This is a genomic window from Bartonella taylorii 8TBB (assembly GCF_902825155.1).
GTDB lineage: Bacteria > Pseudomonadota > Alphaproteobacteria > Rhizobiales > Rhizobiaceae > Bartonella > Bartonella taylorii_A.
Window position 1 is genome coordinate 17,056 of record NZ_CADEAG010000006.1, and the last position, 20,277, is coordinate 37,332.

General features: G+C 36.0%; 15 protein-coding genes. 10 read left to right on the plus strand and 5 right to left on the minus strand.

Annotated elements, in window-relative coordinates:
- Positions 1 to 56 precede the first annotated feature (56 nt).
- Positions 57 to 902, plus strand: coding sequence for a peptidoglycan-binding domain-containing protein (locus J7R13_RS05660; protein WP_208437845.1), 846 nt, complete (start codon positions 57 to 59; stop codon positions 900 to 902).
- Positions 903 to 1,242: 340 nt separating this feature from the next.
- On the opposite strand, the gene ppdK is transcribed toward J7R13_RS05660, so the two are convergent.
- From ppdK to J7R13_RS05675, 3 genes are all read right to left on the minus strand, one after another.
- Positions 1,243 to 3,909: a pyruvate, phosphate dikinase gene (gene ppdK / locus J7R13_RS05665; RefSeq protein ID WP_208437846.1), complete on the minus strand. Its 2,667-nt coding sequence runs from the start codon at positions 3,907 to 3,909 to the stop codon at positions 1,243 to 1,245.
- 176 nt (positions 3,910 to 4,085) lie between these two features.
- Positions 4,086 to 4,742, minus strand: coding sequence for a DsbA family protein (locus J7R13_RS05670; protein ID WP_208437925.1), 657 nt, complete (start codon positions 4,740 to 4,742; stop codon positions 4,086 to 4,088).
- A gap of 76 nt (positions 4,743 to 4,818) precedes the next feature.
- Complete coding sequence (locus tag J7R13_RS05675) at positions 4,819 to 5,319, minus strand: DUF721 domain-containing protein (protein ID WP_208437847.1); 501 nt, start codon at positions 5,317 to 5,319, stop codon at positions 4,819 to 4,821.
- A 211-nt stretch (positions 5,320 to 5,530) separates the two neighbouring features.
- On the opposite strand from J7R13_RS05675, the gene mutY reads away from it, so the two are divergent.
- Positions 5,531 to 6,589: an A/G-specific adenine glycosylase gene (gene mutY, locus J7R13_RS05680; RefSeq protein ID WP_208437848.1), complete on the plus strand. Its 1,059-nt coding sequence runs from the start codon at positions 5,531 to 5,533 to the stop codon at positions 6,587 to 6,589.
- 279 nt (positions 6,590 to 6,868) lie between these two features.
- On the opposite strand, the gene J7R13_RS05685 is transcribed toward mutY, so the two are convergent.
- Entirely contained in the window at positions 6,869 to 8,005 is a 1,137-nt protein-coding gene (locus J7R13_RS05685) for a site-specific DNA-methyltransferase (protein WP_208437849.1), read from the minus strand.
- Between the two features lie 350 nt (positions 8,006 to 8,355).
- Between J7R13_RS05685 and J7R13_RS05690 the strand changes: the two genes are divergently transcribed.
- From J7R13_RS05690 to J7R13_RS05720, 7 genes are all read left to right on the plus strand, one after another.
- A complete protein-coding gene (locus J7R13_RS05690) occupies positions 8,356 to 9,051 on the plus strand; it encodes an HAD family hydrolase (RefSeq protein WP_208437850.1) in 696 nt (231 codons plus the stop codon).
- A 1,473-nt stretch (positions 9,052 to 10,524) separates the two neighbouring features.
- Positions 10,525 to 10,872, plus strand: coding sequence for a hypothetical protein (locus J7R13_RS05695; RefSeq protein WP_208437851.1), 348 nt, complete (start codon positions 10,525 to 10,527; stop codon positions 10,870 to 10,872).
- Between the two features lie 173 nt (positions 10,873 to 11,045).
- Complete coding sequence (locus tag J7R13_RS05700; RefSeq protein ID WP_208437852.1) at positions 11,046 to 11,405, plus strand: hypothetical protein; 360 nt, start codon at positions 11,046 to 11,048, stop codon at positions 11,403 to 11,405.
- Positions 11,406 to 11,611: 206 nt separating this feature from the next.
- Positions 11,612 to 11,983, plus strand: coding sequence for a hypothetical protein (locus tag J7R13_RS05705; protein WP_208437853.1), 372 nt, complete (start codon positions 11,612 to 11,614; stop codon positions 11,981 to 11,983).
- A 639-nt stretch (positions 11,984 to 12,622) separates the two neighbouring features.
- On the plus strand, positions 12,623 to 14,020 hold the full coding sequence (gene thrC / locus J7R13_RS05710) for a threonine synthase (RefSeq protein WP_208437854.1): 1,398 nt from the start codon (positions 12,623 to 12,625) through the stop codon (positions 14,018 to 14,020).
- 84 nt (positions 14,021 to 14,104) lie between these two features.
- Positions 14,105 to 15,379, plus strand: coding sequence for a M16 family metallopeptidase (locus tag J7R13_RS05715; RefSeq protein ID WP_208437855.1), 1,275 nt, complete (start codon positions 14,105 to 14,107; stop codon positions 15,377 to 15,379).
- A gap of 454 nt (positions 15,380 to 15,833) precedes the next feature.
- Positions 15,834 to 18,719: an EAL domain-containing protein gene (locus J7R13_RS05720; protein ID WP_208437856.1), complete on the plus strand. Its 2,886-nt coding sequence runs from the start codon at positions 15,834 to 15,836 to the stop codon at positions 18,717 to 18,719.
- 44 nt (positions 18,720 to 18,763) lie between these two features.
- Here the strand turns inward: J7R13_RS05720 and J7R13_RS05725 are convergent, their stop codons facing one another.
- Entirely contained in the window at positions 18,764 to 19,348 is a 585-nt protein-coding gene (locus J7R13_RS05725) for a YqgE/AlgH family protein (protein WP_208437857.1), read from the minus strand.
- 71 nt (positions 19,349 to 19,419) lie between these two features.
- On the opposite strand from J7R13_RS05725, the gene J7R13_RS05730 reads away from it, so the two are divergent.
- On the plus strand, positions 19,420 to 20,277 hold the full coding sequence (locus J7R13_RS05730) for a protein-disulfide reductase DsbD domain-containing protein (protein ID WP_208437858.1): 858 nt from the start codon (positions 19,420 to 19,422) through the stop codon (positions 20,275 to 20,277).

Below are 20,277 nucleotides of genomic sequence, written 5' to 3' on the forward strand. Positions count from 1 at the left end.
AGCGAGTATCGTTTCTGTTTAGGAAACAATCGCAATTGGAATAAAAAATAAAAATAATGATAAAAAAACCAAAGACACGCAGAACAAAAGCCGTGCAAAAACGTAAACACTATAGTAGTCTTGTTGTAACATTTTTTCTTATAAGTAGTTGTTTTCTTTTTTGGATAGCAAAAATACTTTATTATTATACACGAAAAAATACTTTATTTTTCGTAGGATCTTTTCTTTTTATAATTAGTTTTGGATTTGTTTCATTTAATGCTTTATTTTCACAAATGATAATTCATAAAAATATCTTTACTAAAATGAAGTTCACATCTGCTCTACATATAGAGCAAAATTCTCCCTTGTCCGAAAAAGAAGCAAAACTTCGCGCAGTTTCTCGAGCTACTTCTATACCTTTTTCAAACAATTTACGTAAAAACTCATCTTCGTATTCTCCATCAGAACATATACTAAAAATGCAAAAAAAGCTCGCAAAATTAGGACTTTATGATGGTCCTTTAGATGGAGTAGAAGGACCTAAAATGCGTCATGCCATAGCAATATGGAAAAAAAAAGCTACTCGAGAGATGCAAAACGATATTTCACCTAACCCCACAACCGATGAAATTGCGTTATTAATTAAGCAAAGCGAAATGGAAATAGCAAATGAGACAACAAAAACAAGCGCTATGCCACGCTCAAAAGAAACTGTTTTAGAACCTCCTGTTACAGATATTATACGAGTGCAAAAAGCTTTACGTATTTTTGGTAACAGAGAAGTTATTGTCACAGGTGTAGAAGATCAAAAGACAAGAGAGTCCTTAAAACAGTTTCAAAAAATGTTTGATCTTCCTATAACAGGTAAGATTGATCATACAATCTTGATGAAGATGCGTGAAGTTGGTTTATTGAATTAAAGGAAAGCATCTACCTTATAAAGCAAACACTGAAAATATGGCTATAATATACTCTACTGCTTTATGCTTTATGCTTTTTCTTATCAAGACATCAAAGGCACCCTTTCTTTTCTTTCATACCACAACTCACAGCATGTCTTGGAAACTTCTTTTTTACAAAAAATGAAGAGAGCCTTATATAGCTAAGATTCTCTTACTCCCCTTATCATAAATCAAAAAAAGCATTCGCCTGCATACAACAAGAGGAGTAAGCGTGTGAATAAAAATATTTAAGAAAGGAGTAAATATGCCTCTTATGAATCGTCTAAATGTAAGAATAGCTGCCATACAAGGAAAACTTCTATGTTTTTTTTGCAATAGCTGACTGTGCTGCTGCTAAACGCGCAATTGGCACCCGAAAAGGAGAACATGAAACATAATCTAGATCATTTTCTTCACATAAAGCAATAGAGGCAGGATCACCTCCGTGTTCACCACAAATTCCCAGTTTAATGTTTCTACGCTGTGAACGACCACGCTGTGCAGCAATAGAAATAAGCTCCCCTACTCCATTGCGGTCAATGGATACGAAAGGATCTTGTTCTAAAAGTCCTTTTTGAAAATATGTTGCCAAAAAAGGAGCAGCATCATCACGTGAAATTCCAAAAGTTGTTTGCGTTAAATCGTTTGTTCCAAATGAAAAAAATTCAGCAGTTTCTGCAATTTCATCTGCTCGAAGAGCTGCCCTTGGAAGCTCAATCATAGTCCCAACCATGTACTGAATATTGCTTCCCTTTTTCTTTATTACTTCATCAGCTACCTGATCAATACGAGCTTTTACAAAATCAAGTTCAGATTTTAGCGCAACAAGCGGCACCATAATTTCAAGCATAACAGGAGATCCAGATTTTTGAGCAGCGTCTGCTGCTGCTTCAAAAATGGCCCGCGCCTGCATCTCCGCAATTTCGGGATAAGTAATAGCCAAACGGCATCCTCGTAATCCAAGCATAGGGTTAAATTCGTGCAACTGCTGCGCGCGTTCAGCAAGCACTTCAGTAGAAACTCCCATAGCCGTTGCAACATCAAGAATTTCCGTATCCGTTTTTGGCAAAAATTCATGGAGGGGCGGATCTAATAAGCGAATAGTAACAGGCAAACCACGCATAATTTCAAACAATTCAGCAAAATCTGAGCGCTGCATTGGCAAAAGTTTATCCAGTGCTTTACGACGACCACTTTCATCATTACTTAGAATCATTTCACGCATGGCAACAATACGTTCACCAGAAAAAAACATATGTTCTGTACGGCAAAGTCCAATCCCTTCAGCCCCAAAGGAACGTCCCATACGCGCATCAGATGGCGTTTCAGCATTGGCACGAACTTTTATCCGCCGCATCCCATCAGCCCACTCCATCAATTTTGCAAAGTCTCCACAAAGCTCAGGTTGTAACATTGCAACCTTCCCTCTGAAAATTTCTCCACTTCCACCATCAATTGTAATGACATCCCCCTTTTTAAAACTTTGCGCCGAGGCAATCATTGTGTTCGTTTTATAATCAATCCGCACACTACCTGCACCAGAAATACACGGTTTTCCCATACCACGCGCCACAACAGCGGCATGACTTGTCATACCACCGCGCGTTGTTAAAATTCCTTCTGCAGCATGCATACCATGGATATCTTCTGGACTTGTTTCTACGCGTACCAAAATAACTTTGCGACCTTCTGCTGATGCACTTTCTGCCTCTTCCGAAGTAAAAACAATCTCACCAGTTGCCGCCCCTGGAGAAGCAGGTAAACCACGTGCAACAACAAAACGTGTTGCTTTGGGATCAAGTGTTGGATGTAAAAGTTGGTCAAGCGATTTTGCATCAATCCGCATCACCGCCTCTTCACGGTTTATCAATCCCTCCTCAACCATTTCAATTGCCATTTTTAAAGCCGCACGAGCCGTTCGTTTTCCTGAACGTGTCTGCAACATCCACAATTTACCTTTTTCAATCGTAAATTCGAGGTCTTGCATATCTCGATAATGCTTTTCAAGCTTTTGCGCAATCTCACACAACTTCAAAAAAGCTTCTGGCATAATCTCTTCTAAAGATGGCTTATTTGAACCCGCAATAACACGTGCATTTTCCGTGATGTTTTGGGGAGTTCGAATGCCTGCCACAACATCTTCACCCTGTGCATCCACTAAAAACTCACCGTAAAGTTCTTTTTGCCCTGTCGATGGATTTCGTGTAAAAGCAACACCCGTTGCTGAATCTTCACCCATATTACCAAAAACCATCGCTTGCACATTAACTGCCGTTCCCCAACTTTCAGGAATATTATGTAAACGCCGATAAGTAATCGCACGGGCTGTCATCCAACTGGAAAAAACTGCTCCAATCGCTCCCCACAACTGTTGTTCAGGATCTTGCGGAAAAGACTTCCCTAGCTTTTCTTCAACATATGCTTTATAAGAAATAATAACATCTTTCCAATTATCCGCTGTCATCTCTGTATCGACGGCATAGCCATAGCGTGCTTTTGACTCATCAAGAATCTCTTCAAAATAGGAATGGTCCAATCCCAAAACAACATTAGAATACATTTGGATAAAACGGCGATAACTGTCATAAGCAAAACGTTCATTATTAGCTTGTAAAGCTATTGCTTTTACAGTCTCATCATTCATACCAAGGTTAAGTACTGTATCCATCATCCCTGGCATAGAAGCCCTAGCTCCTGAGCGAACAGAGAGTAAAAGAGGCCTTGTTTCATTACCAAATTCACGCCCTGTTTGTTCACCAACACGCTTAAGTGCTTGCTTAATAACTTCTCGTAATTCTTCTGGATATGATTTATCATGTGCATAATAAAAATTACAAACTTCCGTTGTAAGGGTAAATCCGGGAGGTACAGGCAAGCCAAGATTGCTCATTTCCGCCAAATTTGCCCCTTTGCCACCAAGAAGATTGCGCTTGCTTGCATTTCCCTCCGCACTGCCATCGCCAAAACTATAAACCCATTTTATCATTGCACAAGTCCTCTCATATCAGCATCAAAACATCATTTGATCTAAGCTCATCATCAAAAGCAATGTTTCAATTCAAATTAGCTAAACCAAAGAAAATATTGCTTCATAAATGCACAAAAATAACCCTCTGAAAAGGAAATGATCATAAATATCAAATCCTGTCTTCTGTAAAAAAATTAGTTTTTAAGGAAACTATCAATCACCGAAAAGAAAGATTCTACCGTCATGGCACCTTCATACTTATTACCATTGATAAAGAAAGTAGGTGTCGCTTCAACGCCAAGCTCTTTACCACGTTCAAAAGATGCATTTACTTCATCTAAAAGGGTCTGATTCTTCAGGCAACCAGTAAAACTTTCATCTGTAAAACCCGCCATTAAGCCAATTTTCTTCAATGGTGTTACAGCATCTTGCGCCCAAGCCCACTCTTGCTGTTTTTGAAATAAAGTTTCTATCAACGGAAAATAACGATCTTTTGGCGCACAGCGTGCCAACATAAAACCTGCTGTTGCCCTAGGATCAAAAGCATATTCCCTGAAAATAAGCTTTACCTTTCCTGTTTTGATATATTTTTTCCGAATTTGAGGCAGTACTTCATTATAAAAATGTGCACAATGAATACACGTCAACGAAGCATACTCAACAATTGTTACCGGTGCATTTTCTTCTCCCTCAAATCTATCCTCTACCTTTCCCGATTGAAGGACCTCTGCCATATCAACAGTTGAAACTTGTTTAGTGCCACTAGCAACAACGACAGTTGCACTGATTTGCACAGTTGCCATTAAGAGAAAAATGATCATGAAAGCAAAAAAAGAACGATACTTTATCATAAATAATACTTTTCTGTTGTTATTAAACGAATGAGAATTTAACATCTTCTCATATTCTGATATATAAAATATCCCACTATTTATTATCTTTTTCTGCAAAAATGCAACAGCCAAGTTTATAAAGTGATTGACGTAAATTTTCATTTTTAACTTCCTCAAGCATTTTTTTTAGACGTTTTTTATCGTTTTCATTTGGAATTAATATCACCGGCAAGTGGCTTGCTGGACCAGATATACATCTTTGTTCAATCTTGATGCGATCAATAGCAATATACCCAAAAAAGACATTAATTCTATGGAGCAATTCATCTGTTTCATGCATCAATTTTAGGGCAGTAAACCCTTCACATGCTACAATAAGCGTTGCAGGTTGGAACACTTCATCTTGAACCGCACGATATTTCCAAATAATTTTGATTGGCACTGTATGTTCACCAATATCATAACCTGCAATCCGTGACCAATGCTCTATCAGTGCGACATTAAGCCCTGTCCGTTTACGCAAAACTGGATCGAGCATTTTTGATACCATCTCAGAAAGAGAATAAAAATGGCGCTTTTTAAATTGTTTGCTCATTTTTCTAGATCATCATTTACTCATCTACTAAATTATAGCAATTGCTTTTATTTAAAAACTATTCCCCCAAACACCTTTATCAAATACCAACAAAACCTAATTCTCGTCTAACTAAAATTTTTTATAGTAAAGAGGCAAAAATAAAATATGAATTGTAAAACAAATATTTTTTTCTTTTGCATTTTATATCTTCCTATGGTTGAAAATAAACATGCATGAAATTTCTTCGCACCTCCTTTCTTGGTACGATCAGAAGCACCGACTTTTACCATGGCGTATTACCCCAGAAGAACAAACACAAGGCATCCGCCCTGATCCCTATCGCGTTTGGCTTTCTGAAATCATGCTTCAACAAACAACTGTCGAAGCTGTAAAACCTTATTTTCAAAAATTTCTCAAACTTTGGCCTGACCTCTTCTCTTTAGCAAAAGCTTCACAAGATGATATCATGAAAGCATGGGCTGGACTTGGTTATTATTCACGTGCACGTAATCTTAAAAATTGTGCTAGACAACTCGTGGAAAACTACGGAGGACAATTTCCACAGTCTGTAAAAGCATTGCGGACTCTCTCGGGTATTGGAGACTACACCGCTGCAGCTATTGCCGCAATTGCTTTTAACCATCCTGTAGCAGTTGTTGATAGTAACGTTGAACGCGTAGTAACCCGCTTATTTGCTATCGCTTCGGCATTGCCAAAAGCAAAAGCTGAAATCAAAGAAAAAACACTAGAAATAACCGCTTTAAATCGCCCTGGCGACTTTGCTCAAGCAATGATGGATCTTGGAGCAATCATTTGTACACCACGTAAACCATCTTGTTACCTTTGCCCTCTTCAAAGTTCGTGCAAAGCAGCAAAGATGCAAATAGCGGAGGCTTTTCCAGTCAAAGCACCTAAAAAAGAACGCCCTTCAAAAACTGCTGTTGCTTTTGTTGTACTTAATGAAAATAAGCAAATTTATTTAGAAAAACGGATGGGTCAAAAACTTCTCGGTGGAATGACTCAAATTCCTAACAATATTGGGATAGACAACGAAAACGGACTCCAAAATGCACCATTTAGAGCCAATTGGCAATTTAAAGGACAAATTACGCATATTTTTACCCACTTTTCTCTGAAACTCGACGTTTATTACACCAATAGTATTCACAAAATGAACCATGAAAATGGCTGGTGGTGCGATATCCAGAATCTCGCTAAAGAAGCACTTCCTACAGTTATGAAAAAAGCCATTTCCGTAGCTATTCCTAATTCTTTTAGATTCAAATAACCCTCATCAATGAATTTTTTATTTAATATGCAAAATTTCACGTTTTGTTTTTCATAAAACATATTGATTCATAATAATCATTCACTGTTTTTAACTGAAATGAAAACCTCGAATACAATGAGATTTTCTCATTTTCGTTCCTGTTATGATCAATCATACGGAATTTGTATGCGGACGAAAATGTTAAAAGAAAATAGGTGCTCTTCTTTATCAATCGTCTGAGTACAAAAACGCGACAGTGAAAGCTAATCCATATAATGATGCTGTCAGCTTAGTACTTCACAGAACACCAGTTTTTAACATCTGTGAACGTATTATCATTCTTAAAGCATCTATGGATTTCAATTGTCCCTTTTCCTCATAATACCAAAAAGTCCAACCGTTACAGCTTTGTGAATCTTGAGCTTTTCGCCCCATTGCATGAATAGAGCCCGCTTCACCACCATGCATGATCGTACCATCCGCCCTTACAATAGCAGATACTTGCTTTTTGCGATCATAAAGAACTTCTCCTGGATGGAGTAAACCTGCTTCAAGCAAACTGTTGAATGCTACACGCGGTTCTGCTTTTTTTCTATCCAAAATTGCCAATTCTGGTTTATCTAAGGGTTTAATCGCAGCAATCCTCTCACATGCCGCATCAATGTAGTCTTGCTCGCGTTCAATACCCACAAAATCACGCCCTAAAAGTTTGGCAACAGCACCCGTCGTTCCTGAACCAAAAAACGGGTCAAGAATGACATCACCAGGTTTACTAGAAGCCATAATAATACGTGCTAATAATGCTTGTGGTTTTTGTGTTGGATGTAATTTACGACCTGCCTCATCTTTTAAACGTTCAGCTCCAGTGCAGAGAGGGAAAAGCCAATCCGAACGCATTTGTAGATCTTCATTTGCTGCCTTTAAAGCATCATAGTTAAATGTGTATTTTTTATCCTTTTGATCTCGAACAGCCCAAATAAGTGTCTCGTGCGCATTTTGAAAGCGACGTCCTCTAAAATTAGGCATGGGATTATTTTTGCGCCAAATGATATCATTAAGCATCCAAAAACCTAAATCTTGTAATGCCGTGCCAACCCGAAAAATATTATGATAGGATCCGATAACCCAAAGCGTCCCATTGGGTTTTAACACACGACGACAGGCAAGCAGCCATGCACGTGTAAAAGCGTCATAAGCAGCAAAGCTCTCAAACTGGTCCCACTCATCATCAACCGCATCAACAAGCGAATGATCTGGACGATATAAAGCACCATCCAATTGCAAATTATAAGGAGGATCGGCAAAAATCATATCCACTGAATGTTTTGGAAGTTTTTCTAGTACTGCAACACAATCTCCTTTGAAAATTTTATTGCGCCATAGAGTCTGTGAAGGAGTACGAATGAAATCTTTTTGAAGCTGAATAACTGTCATGGAAAACCCAACGAAAAGAACTGGAATTTGTCCTATAATTAACCAAAATCGTTTATAGGCCCGCGTTACTAGTCTATATTTACAAAATAGAGTAAACGTATCGTTAAATTCTTACGAAATTGATATTCATTTTTATTCTTTCAAGAAAAATAAAGGAATTTCATACTGACAAATCCTTATTTTTCTTTCCTTCAACACACTGTTCCCATATCATTCATTTCGTCGAACGGATAAGAATCACTTTCAAAGCGTATTTTTATGAAATAAAATCGCCTCAATAGCATTTTCATGAAAGTTTTCAGGCCATAAATAACAAGCTATAAATAATATGTTATGTAAAGGAATATCTCATGCCTCAGATAGATCTCATTATTTTTGATTGTGATGGAGTACTGGTAGACTCTGAATATCTCGCAGCAAAAATTGGATCTCAATTACTGAAACAAACAGGATACGAAACAACACCTGAAGAATTAAGTAAGCGTTATGCAGGACTTATTTTTCGCGATATTCTTAAACAAGTTGAACAAGAAACAGGAAAGCCAATTTCTGCTCATCTTATCGATCAAATGTCAAATATTTTTCGGACACAAATAAAAACTGAATTACGTGCTATTAATGGGATAAGAGAAGCTGTAGAAAATGTTAAATCTCGCTATCCTTACTGTATCTGTTCTAATGCAAAAAGCATAGATATAAAAGAAATGCTTACTGTCGTTAATCTCTATGATCTTTTTGAAGATAAAATATTTTCTGCACCTGAAGTTGGGACGAAAAAAACTAAACCTGCTCCTGATGTTTTTCTTTTTGCTGCACAACAATTACATGCCAAGCCCCAAAATACTATTGTCATAGAAGATTCACTTCATGGTGTACATGCTGCAATAGCAGCGGGTATGCGCACCATTGGTTTTACTGGAGGATCGCATAGTTACCTTGGCCACTCTAATGCACTTGCAGATGCTGGTGCTGAAACAACTATCGCCAAACATGCTTATTTAGGAGAAGTTTTAGAAGCAATGGCAGCATGGCAAGACGTATCATAAAAAGTTCCTTGAATATATGTAAGCTCATAAACCCTCTCAAGTAATATTTTGCTTAAGACCCTTTTAACTTAATGGGTATTTTGTGTATTTAATTTGCACATAACTAGTTGGTCTTATATACCTTTTAAGTGCAGTTTACACAGATAAGAACTGGAGAATAAGATTTTTAAATGCACCTTTACAAAGTATAATCTCTTTTGCAGAATTTTTCTATTCATGTTTCGAATTTTGCTACATGGTATTAGGAAGAAACACTCCAAAGTTCTAACAAACATACCAACAATTTCATTATAAAACGAATCAGAAGATTTGATTGTAAACATCTTCTGATAGATATTGATTTTTTTTTAAATGCTTGCTCTCTCTTCATCTAAAGATTAAAGTCCGATATTCTTTTCTTCAATTCCAACAAGTAATACTTTTTTCCAATCTTTACAGAAGATAAAAATGCTATTATCACGATTAAATTCTCAAACATATCTAACAAGTGATCTTTGGAAAAATTAATTAAGTTTAAGATACTACTAAATGGTATAGCCATCAGAACAGAATTTCTTTGAATGAGCAAAAATATTCGTTTTAATCCTATAAAAATTTTCCGCTTTTGATAACTTACTTTTTAAGTATGTGAAGATATTTTTAGTACTTCCATTAAAACGAAAAAAATCGATAACAAAAAATGGAAATGAATATTACTTATTTTATAAATCATACCTACAAAAGTTAAGATATAACTAGATTGGCTGCATATGCTAAACAGTGTGCGGTTCTTTAGACATAATTAAGAAACCTTCATCCTCATCCGATTTGAGCTCTGTTTCATTATGAAATAATTTACATTCCTTAGTATTCATAACATATTCTAAAATTGATATAATTTGTCATGAACCATAATATACCTTTTGACCATAACAATACAAATAAATACAACTATCGGATAACGATTTAATACCATCCAACAGAACATACACCCCAATAATAATCACTCTTATGAAGAAATAATACAGTTACATATTATTTTAATGCTTTAAATTATCACACAATAAAAAATGAGCTCTTTTGTATTTATTAGCTCATATAATAAAAATATTATCATTAGTAGCTATCATTATCGTTTAATAAGAATTTTCTATCTATGTAATATTCTACATATTTATATATAATTTATGTTAAAATATTTAAAAAATATAGTTTATATGTGGATTATAAATATCCATCAATTTTTCTGAAAGATTATAGCCCTCTTACGAATTTGTCTTAAAACTCTTAAGAAACAATTTTTATAAATACTACTATCATTTTTAATCATAAATTTTAAGTAAGTACAATTATATTTTCATTATGTGTTTTTATTGTTGACTAAAAATACATAATAACGTATATTGTTTAAAATATGGTGAGTTTTTGGCACAATTTGTATATTTATAATGTTTGTTTATTTTATTTAAGTAAATAATATTGGAGGTGAAAATTATGGTCAAAGTATTTAAAAATTATATCTTGAGTGCTGTTATGGCGATAACTTTTTCTTTTTCGCAAGTTGTAAGTGTTAATGCGAACTACTTGATAAGTAACTCTCAAAAAGAGAAAATTTCTGTTTCCGTAATAGAAAGTGAAAAGGAAAAAGCAATCAATATGGCTGCTTTCCACGTTCCAACTGTCAGTTATGGAGAAAAAAATGGAGCTCCTGTTGAAGGAAAAGTTGAAAACGTAGTTGAAACTGTGACGGTAGCAATGGGGCTATTGGTTGTTGGATATGCACTCAATATCATAGGATCTATAATAGGATGGGTAAAAGACATAGTAGTAATTTTCAAATAAATTCGCTCAATGTGCAGTTTTAAAAACAGCTTCATTATGTATTGTTAATTATTGCAAAAATTACATAATGAAGCTGCTATCTCTTACCATAAACAGCAAAGTCCGTGGAGAACATTCAAACCTCTACATTTACTCGCTTATACTGAAATAGTAAAATATTGGAGGTAAAAGTTATGATCAAAATATTTAAAAACTATGTATTAAGTGTTTTTATTGCGCTAGCTTTTTCTTTTTCACAAATTGTGAGTATTAATGCAAACTGTTTGAAAAATGATTCTCAGAAAGGAGGGGTATTTGTAACAGAACAGAGAGGCAAAAACGCAACCAATATAGCTACTCTCTATACCACAAGTTTAAATTATGGAGTGGAAAATGAAGCTTTTATTGAAGGAAAATTTGAGAAAGTAATTGAACGCATTACAATAGGAAACTTTGGTATTGGAATGATTATTGGATATGCATCAACTACAGTAGGCATGCTATTAGGATGGATGATAAGTAAAATAGCAATGCTTATCAAATCATCTCTTTAAAATTGAAACTTCACAAGAGATCGGATCTTTTAGTGTAAAATATAAGCAATGAATACACTATATGTTCATTAATCATCACTGAAAAATAAAGTGTATTCCCACACTAAAAAAGTGAGTGCTTTAAATGCTCTTATCTTTCTCTCTATGTGTTCACTGATGCGTTCATGCCTTCCAAGATAAACATGGAAAGTGTTTGAGGTAAAATTATGGTCAAAATATTTAAAAATTACATATTAAATATTCTTATATTAGTTGCTTTTTTTCTTTCACAAATTGTAAGTGTTAATGCAAATCCTTTGAGAAAAAACCATCAGCCAGAGAATATTTTTATTTCTGTAATGGAACAAGGAAAAAAGCAAGCAATCAATATGGTTACCCTCTATGTGCCAAGTTTCATTTATGAAACAAAAAATGAAGCTGTTCTTGAAGAAAAATTTGAGAAAATAGTATTTAAGCCTATTACGCTAGGATTTTTTACTACAGTAGGGGCTTTAAGTTTTGGATTTTTGACCGGCTCTATTATGTCCATATTGAGTGCGATAATCGGATGGGGAATAGGTAAAATTAAAGCCACATAACTTAAAATTATTCGGTTACTTTTTTGTTTTTTAAAAGTAGTATTTAAATTGCAGTCTGTCTCACATAATTGAGGTAGACTGTTTTTTGTGCTTTCTATGTATAAACTTACTTATTAACAATAATATTGCTTAATACAAATATAGTACCTTTTAACACAAAAAATGATATTTGGACGAAACAAAAATGACTTTAGATGCACAACTTCCGCACAGAATGTCATGAAATTACCTTATAAATTCTCCAACATGATTCATGTTGTATTATTTGAGAGAGATTAAGTTTTATATGAGTTGATGATAAAAAGTAAGAATAAAAAATAACTAAGAACAATTGAGCTTTCACAAGAAACTTGACAGACACTATCCTGAATATTGATTTAATATTCAGGTAGATTTTTTGGTGAACAAAAAATGTGAAATGCGCGAACGAATAATAGAAAAAGATCCTTCGACTATGACAAACTGTTCATGAATATTGTTCCTTTATATTTCAATACCCGAAAGAGCAAATTGTATCTTTTTTCACTATTTACAAGCATATGTAAATAAATTTCTATTTATTTAATAAATTAAATATTATTAAAAACATGGATAAGTAGCTTCACCAACTTGCAGAAAATAAACAAAGGAAAAAACTTTATGAAATATATCAGCACGAGAGGTGAAGCACCTGTTTTAGGCTTTACCGAAACGATCATGACTGGGCTAGCTAGTGATGGTGGTCTTTATCTTCCAGAAAAATTTCCTCAATTATCGCCCGATGCATTACGAGCGCTCCGCGGACAATCTTATACTACAATTGCTAAAACAATTCTTTGGCCTTTTGTGAATAACGAAATCGAATATAAATCTTTTGAGAATATGATTGCCGAATCTTATGCCACCTTTCGTCATCCAGTAACCTGTCCATTATTGCAAACTGGAACAGATGAATTTATTCTTGAGCTTTTTCATGGTCCTACTTTGGCATTCAAAGATGTCGCAATGCAGTTTCTTTCTAGACTGATGGATTACGTTCTCACTAAAAAAAATAGACGCGCAACAGTTATTGCTGCCACATCAGGAGATACCGGAGGAGCTGCAATACAAGCCTTCGCTGAAAGAGAACACTCAGACATTTTTATTTTGTTTCCTAAAGGGCGTGTATCAGCCGTTCAGCAGCGACAAATGACTACCAACCACAGTACAAATGTTCATGCTATAGCCATTGAAGGAAATTTTGATGATTGCCAAGCACTCGTCAAAGCAATGTTTAACGACCATAATTTTCGACAAAAAAAAGCACTTTCGGGAGTTAATTCTATAAACTGGGCACGTATTATGGCGCAAATTGTTTATTATTTTTCATCTGCTCTTTCCTTAGGTGCTCCTGATAGGACTGTTTCATTTACTGTTCCTACTGGAAATTTCGGTGATATTTTTGCAGGTTATGTTGCTGCCCGTATGGGTTTACCCATTGCCCAACTAGTCATTGCAACGAATGATAATGACATCCTTGTACGTACATTAGCCAACGGTATTTATGAAACACATCCCATAACCCATACAACATCACCCTCTATGGATATTCAAGTCTCTTCTAATTTTGAACGCTTACTGTTTGAAAGCAGTGATCGTAATTCAATGCGGATTCGCAATACGATGGAAAACTTGGAAAAATTAGGATATTTTAATCTTGGTGAAAAGCAGCTCAAAAATATTCGTTCTCTGTTTTCTGCTGGGAAAAGTAACGTAGCTGAAACGGCACAAATGATTGACCGTGTTTATAAAGAAAGCGGCTATCTCGCTGATCCACATACAGCTGTTGCACTTAAAGTAGCGCGCGAAAACAAGCAACCACATATTCCAATGATCGTCCTTTCTACCGCTCATCCTGCTAAATTTCCTGATGCTATCAAAAATGCCTGTGGATTTAACCCTCCATGGCCATCCTGTCTCAACGGTTTAATGGAACGCGAAGAACATTTTATAGATCTTGCTAATGATGAAAAAATAGTCAAAGATTATATTTCTTTAAAATCGCGTGCATCTTATTGAACTTAGCTGCATTAATTCAAATCAACAATATTCCAATATCCTTAAAATAAGGTATTTGGCTTGTTTAATGGAGTCGTAAACAACATGGGTGTAGATATCAGTCGCCTTAGTAATGGTTTGACTATCGCCACACATACAATGCAACAAATTGACAGTGTAGCACTCGGAATATGGGTTAAAGTTGGTTCACGCAATGAAACCGTCACACAACATGGCATCGCCCATCTCCTTGAACATATGGCCTTCAAAGGAACAGAAAACCGTACAGCCTTTCAAATTGCAACAGATATTGAAGATGTTGGAGGTGAAATTAATGCTACAACTAGTACTGAAACAACTGCCTACTTTGCGCGCGTACTTAAAAATGATGTCCCACTTGCTATTGACATTCTAGCCGATATTTTGATGTATTCAACATTTGACGAAGAGGAATTAGAACGAGAAAAAAAAGTCATTCTTCAGGAAATTAGTGCCGCCCATGATGTTCCTGATGATATTGTTTTTGATCACTTTACTGAAACAGCCTTTCGTCATCAGTCACTTGGTCGCTCTATTTTAGGAACCCAAAAAACACTGCAATCCTTTACATCCGCTGACCTTCATAGTTTTATGAATAAACAATACAGTGCAGATCGTATGATCGTAGTTGCGGCAGGAGCTGTACAGCACGAAAAATTTCTGCAAGAAGTTGAAAACCGTCTTAGCACCTTTCGTCCCCATTCAACAGCGCCCCTTACCAACCTTGCAAATTATGTCGGCGGCGATTTTCGTGAATATCGTGATCTCATGGATACACAAGTTGTTCTCGGGTTTGAAGGGCGCGCTTATCACGCTCGTGACTTTTACACTGCCCAAATTCTTTCCATTATTCTTGGCGGAGGCATGTCATCGCGTCTCTTTCAAGAAGCAAGAGAAAAGCGTGGATTATGTTATTCTATTTACGCTTTTCATTGGGGGTTTTCAGATACTGGGCTCTTTGGCGTTCATGCCGCTACTGCACAAAAAGGACTAAAAGAACTGCTTCCCGTGATTCTTGATGAACTTTCTAAGGCAAGCAAAAATATTCATGCCAATGAACTTCAACGCGCACAAGCGCAATATCGAGCTAACCTTACTATGTCACAGGAAAATCCATCTAGTCACGCGCATCTTATTGCCCGCCAAATGCTTCTTTATGGTCGACCAATTCCAATATCTGAAACAATTGAACGCTTAGATCTCATTACTCCTGCAAGATTAACTGATTTAGCGCATCACCTTTTTAGCAATTCTACTCCAACATTAGCCGCTGTTGGACCCGTTGGTCCTCTCATAAATTTTGAGGATTTAACATCACTTCTTTCCTACAAAATAAAGTAAGATCAAATAAAGTCTCCCCAAAATGCTTTTATGCATATTGGATATATAAAAACTGCTTTTAAAAGCAGCAACATAATAACCATGCACAGGTTTTTATGATAAAATTTATCTCAAAAGTACTTCTCACCAAATAAGTTTGGGAAATATTTATCAAACAGCTGTACAAAACTACCCAACTCCCACTTCATGTGATAAAGTGTCTTACAAGCGAAGGTATATCTATGAAATCTGAAAACTCATGGTTTAATTTTGCCCTACGAAAATATAAAATTCTATCAGCTTCAAACTTCATTGGTGCAAATAGATGTTTCGTTTATTTTTGTATAAAATCATACAATTTTTCAAAAGAAAATAATAACTGCTTGTTATGCAGGCCAAATTATAAAAGGTAGACGTTTTTTCTCAAAAATCTAAATTAAAATTAAACATCATAAAATATTGAGAGTGGGACATTGTGAAGAGTTTGCGTAAAATCATTGACATCATTTTCATCGTAGTCATTAGTTCTTTTGTCCACCTTACGTCAGCACAGGCAATTGAGCCTGTTAAAATTTCTTCTCAAGATGCTGCTCTTGATCTCTCAAAAGCAGTTGAAATTCACCATACAAACAGCTCTATCTTTCAAACAAGTACAGCACCAGGACAAGATGGCATTGTATGGCGCATTGAGGTGCAGGCAAAAAGTGAAAAGTTTTCCGGAAACTGGGCAGTATTTTCTCTTGCAAACCCAACAGATGAACAAATTGATCGTCTTATTGTTGCACCCCATTATCGCATGGCTCATTCAGGCTTTCTTTGGCCAGACCTTGGATCAGCGCGGATTCAATCCATAACTCCAAGCGAAGGTTTTTCTCTCGATCGCCAAGCAAGTGCGAACTCTGATATTTTTCGTATTACACTTAACCCTGGCACTGTCGTTACGTTCGTAGCTGAACTTAACTCTGCAAATCTACCACAAATTTATTTATGGCAACCTGAAGCCTATAAGGATGCAATCAATTCTTATACGCTTTATCATGGTATTCTGCTTGGTATATCAGGTCTTTTAGCACTCTTATTAACTGTTCTCTTCGTCGTCCGTGGAACAGGTCTCTTTCCTGCAACAGCCGCCATCGCTTGGGCAGTGCTCTTTTATATAGGCATTGACTTTAACTTTTTAAATAAATTCTTTGCAGTGACGTTAACAACGCAACCGATCTGGCGTGCCAGTACAGAAGTAGCACTTGCTGCTACCCTCTTCATCTTCCTTTTTACTTATCTATGCCTTAACCGTTGGCACTATCACTTCAGTTATGGTGCAATTGTCTGGACCATCGCTTTTTGTGGTTTGGGAGCATTTGCTATTTATGACCCAACCAGAGCAGCTGGAATCGCTCGTATATCATTTGGCCTCACCGCTGTGCTTGGTATAATTTTAATCAGCTATTTTTCATTCCGAAACTATGACCGCGCAATCATGCTTATACCGACATGGTTGCTCATTAGCTTTTGGTGTGTTGGAGCTTATGCCTGCATAGCAGGGTATTTAAACAATGATATTATCCAACCAGCATTAGCAGGAGGATTAGTGCTCATTGTTCTTCTTATCAGCTTTACTGTCATGCAACAAACTTTTTCCAATGACGCTTTCCATGAAGGAATATTTTCTGATCTTGAACAACAAGTACTTGCAGCAAAGGGAGCTGGAAATATTATTTGGGACTGGAATGTTGAACGTGACCGCATTGTTGTACACCCAAACATGGCAACCCTCTTTGGTACTGAAACCCACAAACTCAATGGACCTATGAGCAACTGGATTTCAGCCTTGCACTATGAGGATCGTGAACGCTTTCAAGCCATATTGGACATCATTCTTAAAAAGAAAAAAGGACGTATCGATCAAATTTTTCGACTCTCTTCTGGTGGTGGTTATTATCATTGGTTTTCCCTTCGCGCGCGTCCAGCTATGCAAAAAGATGGGAAAATTACACGTGTCATTGGAACCATTGTAAATATTACCAACCATAAAAAGTCCGAAGAACGCTTATTGCATGATGCAATTCACGACAGCTTAACGGGCCTTCCTAACCAACAAATCTTCTTTGACAGGCTACAAAATTATACCTCTTTGGCTAAAGCAAATATCAAAATTAAACCAACTGTCTTTATGATTGACTTTGATAATTTCCGTCAAATTAATCGTAAATTAGGCATAGCTGTTGGTGATACTGTACTACTTATCATTGCACGCCGTTTGAGCCGTCTTATTAACTTTCAAGATACCTTATCACGTCTTTCCGCAGACCGTTTTGCAATCATTTTACTCAGTGAGACTGAACCACAAAAAATTGCAGCATTTGCAGATCACCTGCACAAAACAATCTCAGCACCTATTTCACTTACAGAAAAAAAAATAACACTTTCAACTTCAATTGGACTGGTTACATGGAGTGAAAGTAGATCGACCGCTAAAGATATTTTAAATGATAGCGAACTGGCGATGATCCGTGCAAAACAAATGGGTGGCAATCATATTGAACCTTTTCGCCCAAATTTTCGTACGTTAGGCATTGAGCATAACACTATGGGGAAAGACATTCATGCTGCCATAAAGCGTAATGAAATAAAAATTCTCTACCATCCTATCCTTAATTTATCAGATGGGCATATTATTGGTTTTGAAACAATTGTAGAATGGCATCATCCAAGTTATGGAAATTTAAATGTCTCTGACTTTATCAAGATCGTAGAAAATGAAAAAATCGTTATGGATTTGGCAGAATTTATCATCGATAATGCTGTTATTGATCTTACAAATGTACAAGAAAAATTTTCCAAACAATCTTTCTTTATTTCAATTAATTTACCAAGCACAGAAATGGTTCATTCTCGCTTTATCAGTCAATTGCGCTCTGCTCTGCTTCGCTACCCACTCAACAAAGGGGGCTTAATGATAGAAATCTCCGAGTTTGTCTTAAGAAAAAACCCTGAACAATCAGCGCACTTTCTTGAACAAATTAAAGCTCTTGGAATGAATCTTGCTTTAGATAATTTTGGAACAGGTTATTCGTCACTTACTTATCTCGTACGTTATCCATTCGACATGGTTAAATTGGATCGTTCACTTATCTCAATAGACTCTCGCAAGAAAAAGCTTGTTCTCAAATCCATAATTAATATGGCAACTGATCTTAATTTGCAAATTATCGCAGAAGGTGTTGAAAATGAAAAAGAAGCACTCTTCTTACGCCAAGAAGGCTGTAAATATGTTCAAAGCACGCTTGTTACTAAGCCAATTGCCATTGAAGAATTAATCACTCTCGTTCAGAATCATTTCCCTTATACAATCAAAGCATAATGTATAGGGCATTGTATAAAATCAAAAACTCGGAAAATGAAACTCTACGCGTGCCCCATTTCAGAAACGAGATAGGTCGGGTTGATCCCCATGCGGATCAAACTTTCATCGTATTTGCAATTTAAATTACTTTCAAAAAGAAAACTAGGCGATGTGGAGCTAATCAGCCAACCATTTGTAGAAATTTCTGCCTCGAGCTGTCCAGCTTTCCATCCAGCATAACCTAATGCTATCAATGCATGTTGTGGACCTTGCTCACAACTGATTGCCTTTAATATATCAATCGTTGCAGTAAAACAGATCTTATCTGCAATAGAAACAGTTTCTTCACAAGCATAATCATCAGAATGCAGTACAAAACCACGTGAAGAATCAACAGGTCCACCATAGCGTACTGGAAATTTTTTTATTGGTTCAGAAAGACCTTTTTTTTGACCACTGTTTATGACTCCAAGATGCAGCAAAAGCTCTGGAAAATCAATATGGTGCAACTTATTAAGAATAATCCCCATAGCACCAGCATCAGAATGCGCGCAAACATAAATAACAGAACGAATAAAGCGTTTGTCATTCATCCCTGGCATTGCTATGAGCAACTGTCCACCCAAAAAGCCATTACACTGCTTCATCAATCTGTTATTCTCCATAATTTACATAATAAAATTTAACTCAGTTCGTACAAAAGGAAAATAAAGCTCCAATGAAAAAAATTCAAACACTTATAAACTTACGAAATAACGCGACTTTCTTTTATAAAAAACTTTTAGTTACTTTAAGCTTAACATTCATATTTTTAGAATTTATTAACATCCCTGTTAGTGCTCAAACGAAACAAAACGCATATCTTTTTCCAACATCTTGGTATGAATCAGATGGTGGTTGTATCAGATTAGCTGTTACCGAACCCTCTCTTTCTGGAATAAGAAACGGCATTATTGAAATTCTTCTTAAACCAGGATGGAAAACCTATTGGCGTAATCCAGGGAATTCAGGTTTTGCACCATTTTTTAACTTCAACCAACAAGTTTCTTATGAAATCTTTTATCCCACACCACAGCTTTATGAAACAGAAAATGACTGGTCATTAGGCTATAAAGATAAAGTAGTATTGCCTTTTAATATTTCCGGTTCAAGCAAAAATTTAAGTGGCACTTTAACTCTTGGATTATGTAATAAAATCTGTCTTCCGTTTACTGTTAACTTTGATTTTTCTCTATCCGTTCAAAAAAACAAATACCTCCCTTTATCCTTGTTAAAGAAGGCTCAAGATGCCTTACCCCGTACAACGCATCCTGAATTTCAAATAAGCGCTAAAAAAGAGAGAGACACCCTCTTCATCAAAATACAAAATAACAACAAAATTATACCTTCTTCTCTCTTTTTAGATGGAGGAGAAATGCAAATTGGACCAGCAAAAAAAGTGAGCGAAAATGCAGAATACACATCCTTCAGTGCTTCCATCTACTTCACACCAAAGGAAACAAATCAAAAAGTTTTTTATACAGTTGCCTTTAAAAATTATGCCTTAAGTGGAACATTCATACTCCATACGCAATAA

Bases quoted from the DNA above. Each gene is read 5' to 3' on its own strand.
- J7R13_RS05670 (WP_208437925.1), bottom strand. From the start codon at position 4,742: ATGATAAAGTATCGTTCTTTTTTTGCTTTCATGATCATTTTTCTCTTA.
- J7R13_RS05725 (WP_208437857.1), bottom strand. From the start codon at position 19,348: ATGAAGCAGTGTAATGGCTTTTTGGGTGGACAGTTGCTCATAGCAATG.
- ppdK (WP_208437846.1), bottom strand. From the start codon at position 3,909: ATGATAAAATGGGTTTATAGTTTTGGCGATGGCAGTGCGGAGGGAAAT.
- J7R13_RS05685 (WP_208437849.1), bottom strand. From the start codon at position 8,005: ATGACAGTTATTCAGCTTCAAAAAGATTTCATTCGTACTCCTTCACAG.
- J7R13_RS05715 (WP_208437855.1), top strand. From the start codon at position 14,105: ATGGGTGTAGATATCAGTCGCCTTAGTAATGGTTTGACTATCGCCACA.
- mutY (WP_208437848.1), top strand. From the start codon at position 5,531: ATGCATGAAATTTCTTCGCACCTCCTTTCTTGGTACGATCAGAAGCAC.
- J7R13_RS05730 (WP_208437858.1), top strand. From the start codon at position 19,420: ATGAAAAAAATTCAAACACTTATAAACTTACGAAATAACGCGACTTTC.
- J7R13_RS05695 (WP_208437851.1), top strand. From the start codon at position 10,525: ATGGTCAAAGTATTTAAAAATTATATCTTGAGTGCTGTTATGGCGATA.
- J7R13_RS05660 (WP_208437845.1), top strand. From the start codon at position 57: ATGATAAAAAAACCAAAGACACGCAGAACAAAAGCCGTGCAAAAACGT.
- J7R13_RS05690 (WP_208437850.1), top strand. From the start codon at position 8,356: ATGCCTCAGATAGATCTCATTATTTTTGATTGTGATGGAGTACTGGTA.
- J7R13_RS05675 (WP_208437847.1), bottom strand. From the start codon at position 5,319: ATGAGCAAACAATTTAAAAAGCGCCATTTTTATTCTCTTTCTGAGATG.
- thrC (WP_208437854.1), top strand. From the start codon at position 12,623: ATGAAATATATCAGCACGAGAGGTGAAGCACCTGTTTTAGGCTTTACC.
- J7R13_RS05700 (WP_208437852.1), top strand. From the start codon at position 11,046: ATGATCAAAATATTTAAAAACTATGTATTAAGTGTTTTTATTGCGCTA.
- J7R13_RS05705 (WP_208437853.1), top strand. From the start codon at position 11,612: ATGGTCAAAATATTTAAAAATTACATATTAAATATTCTTATATTAGTT.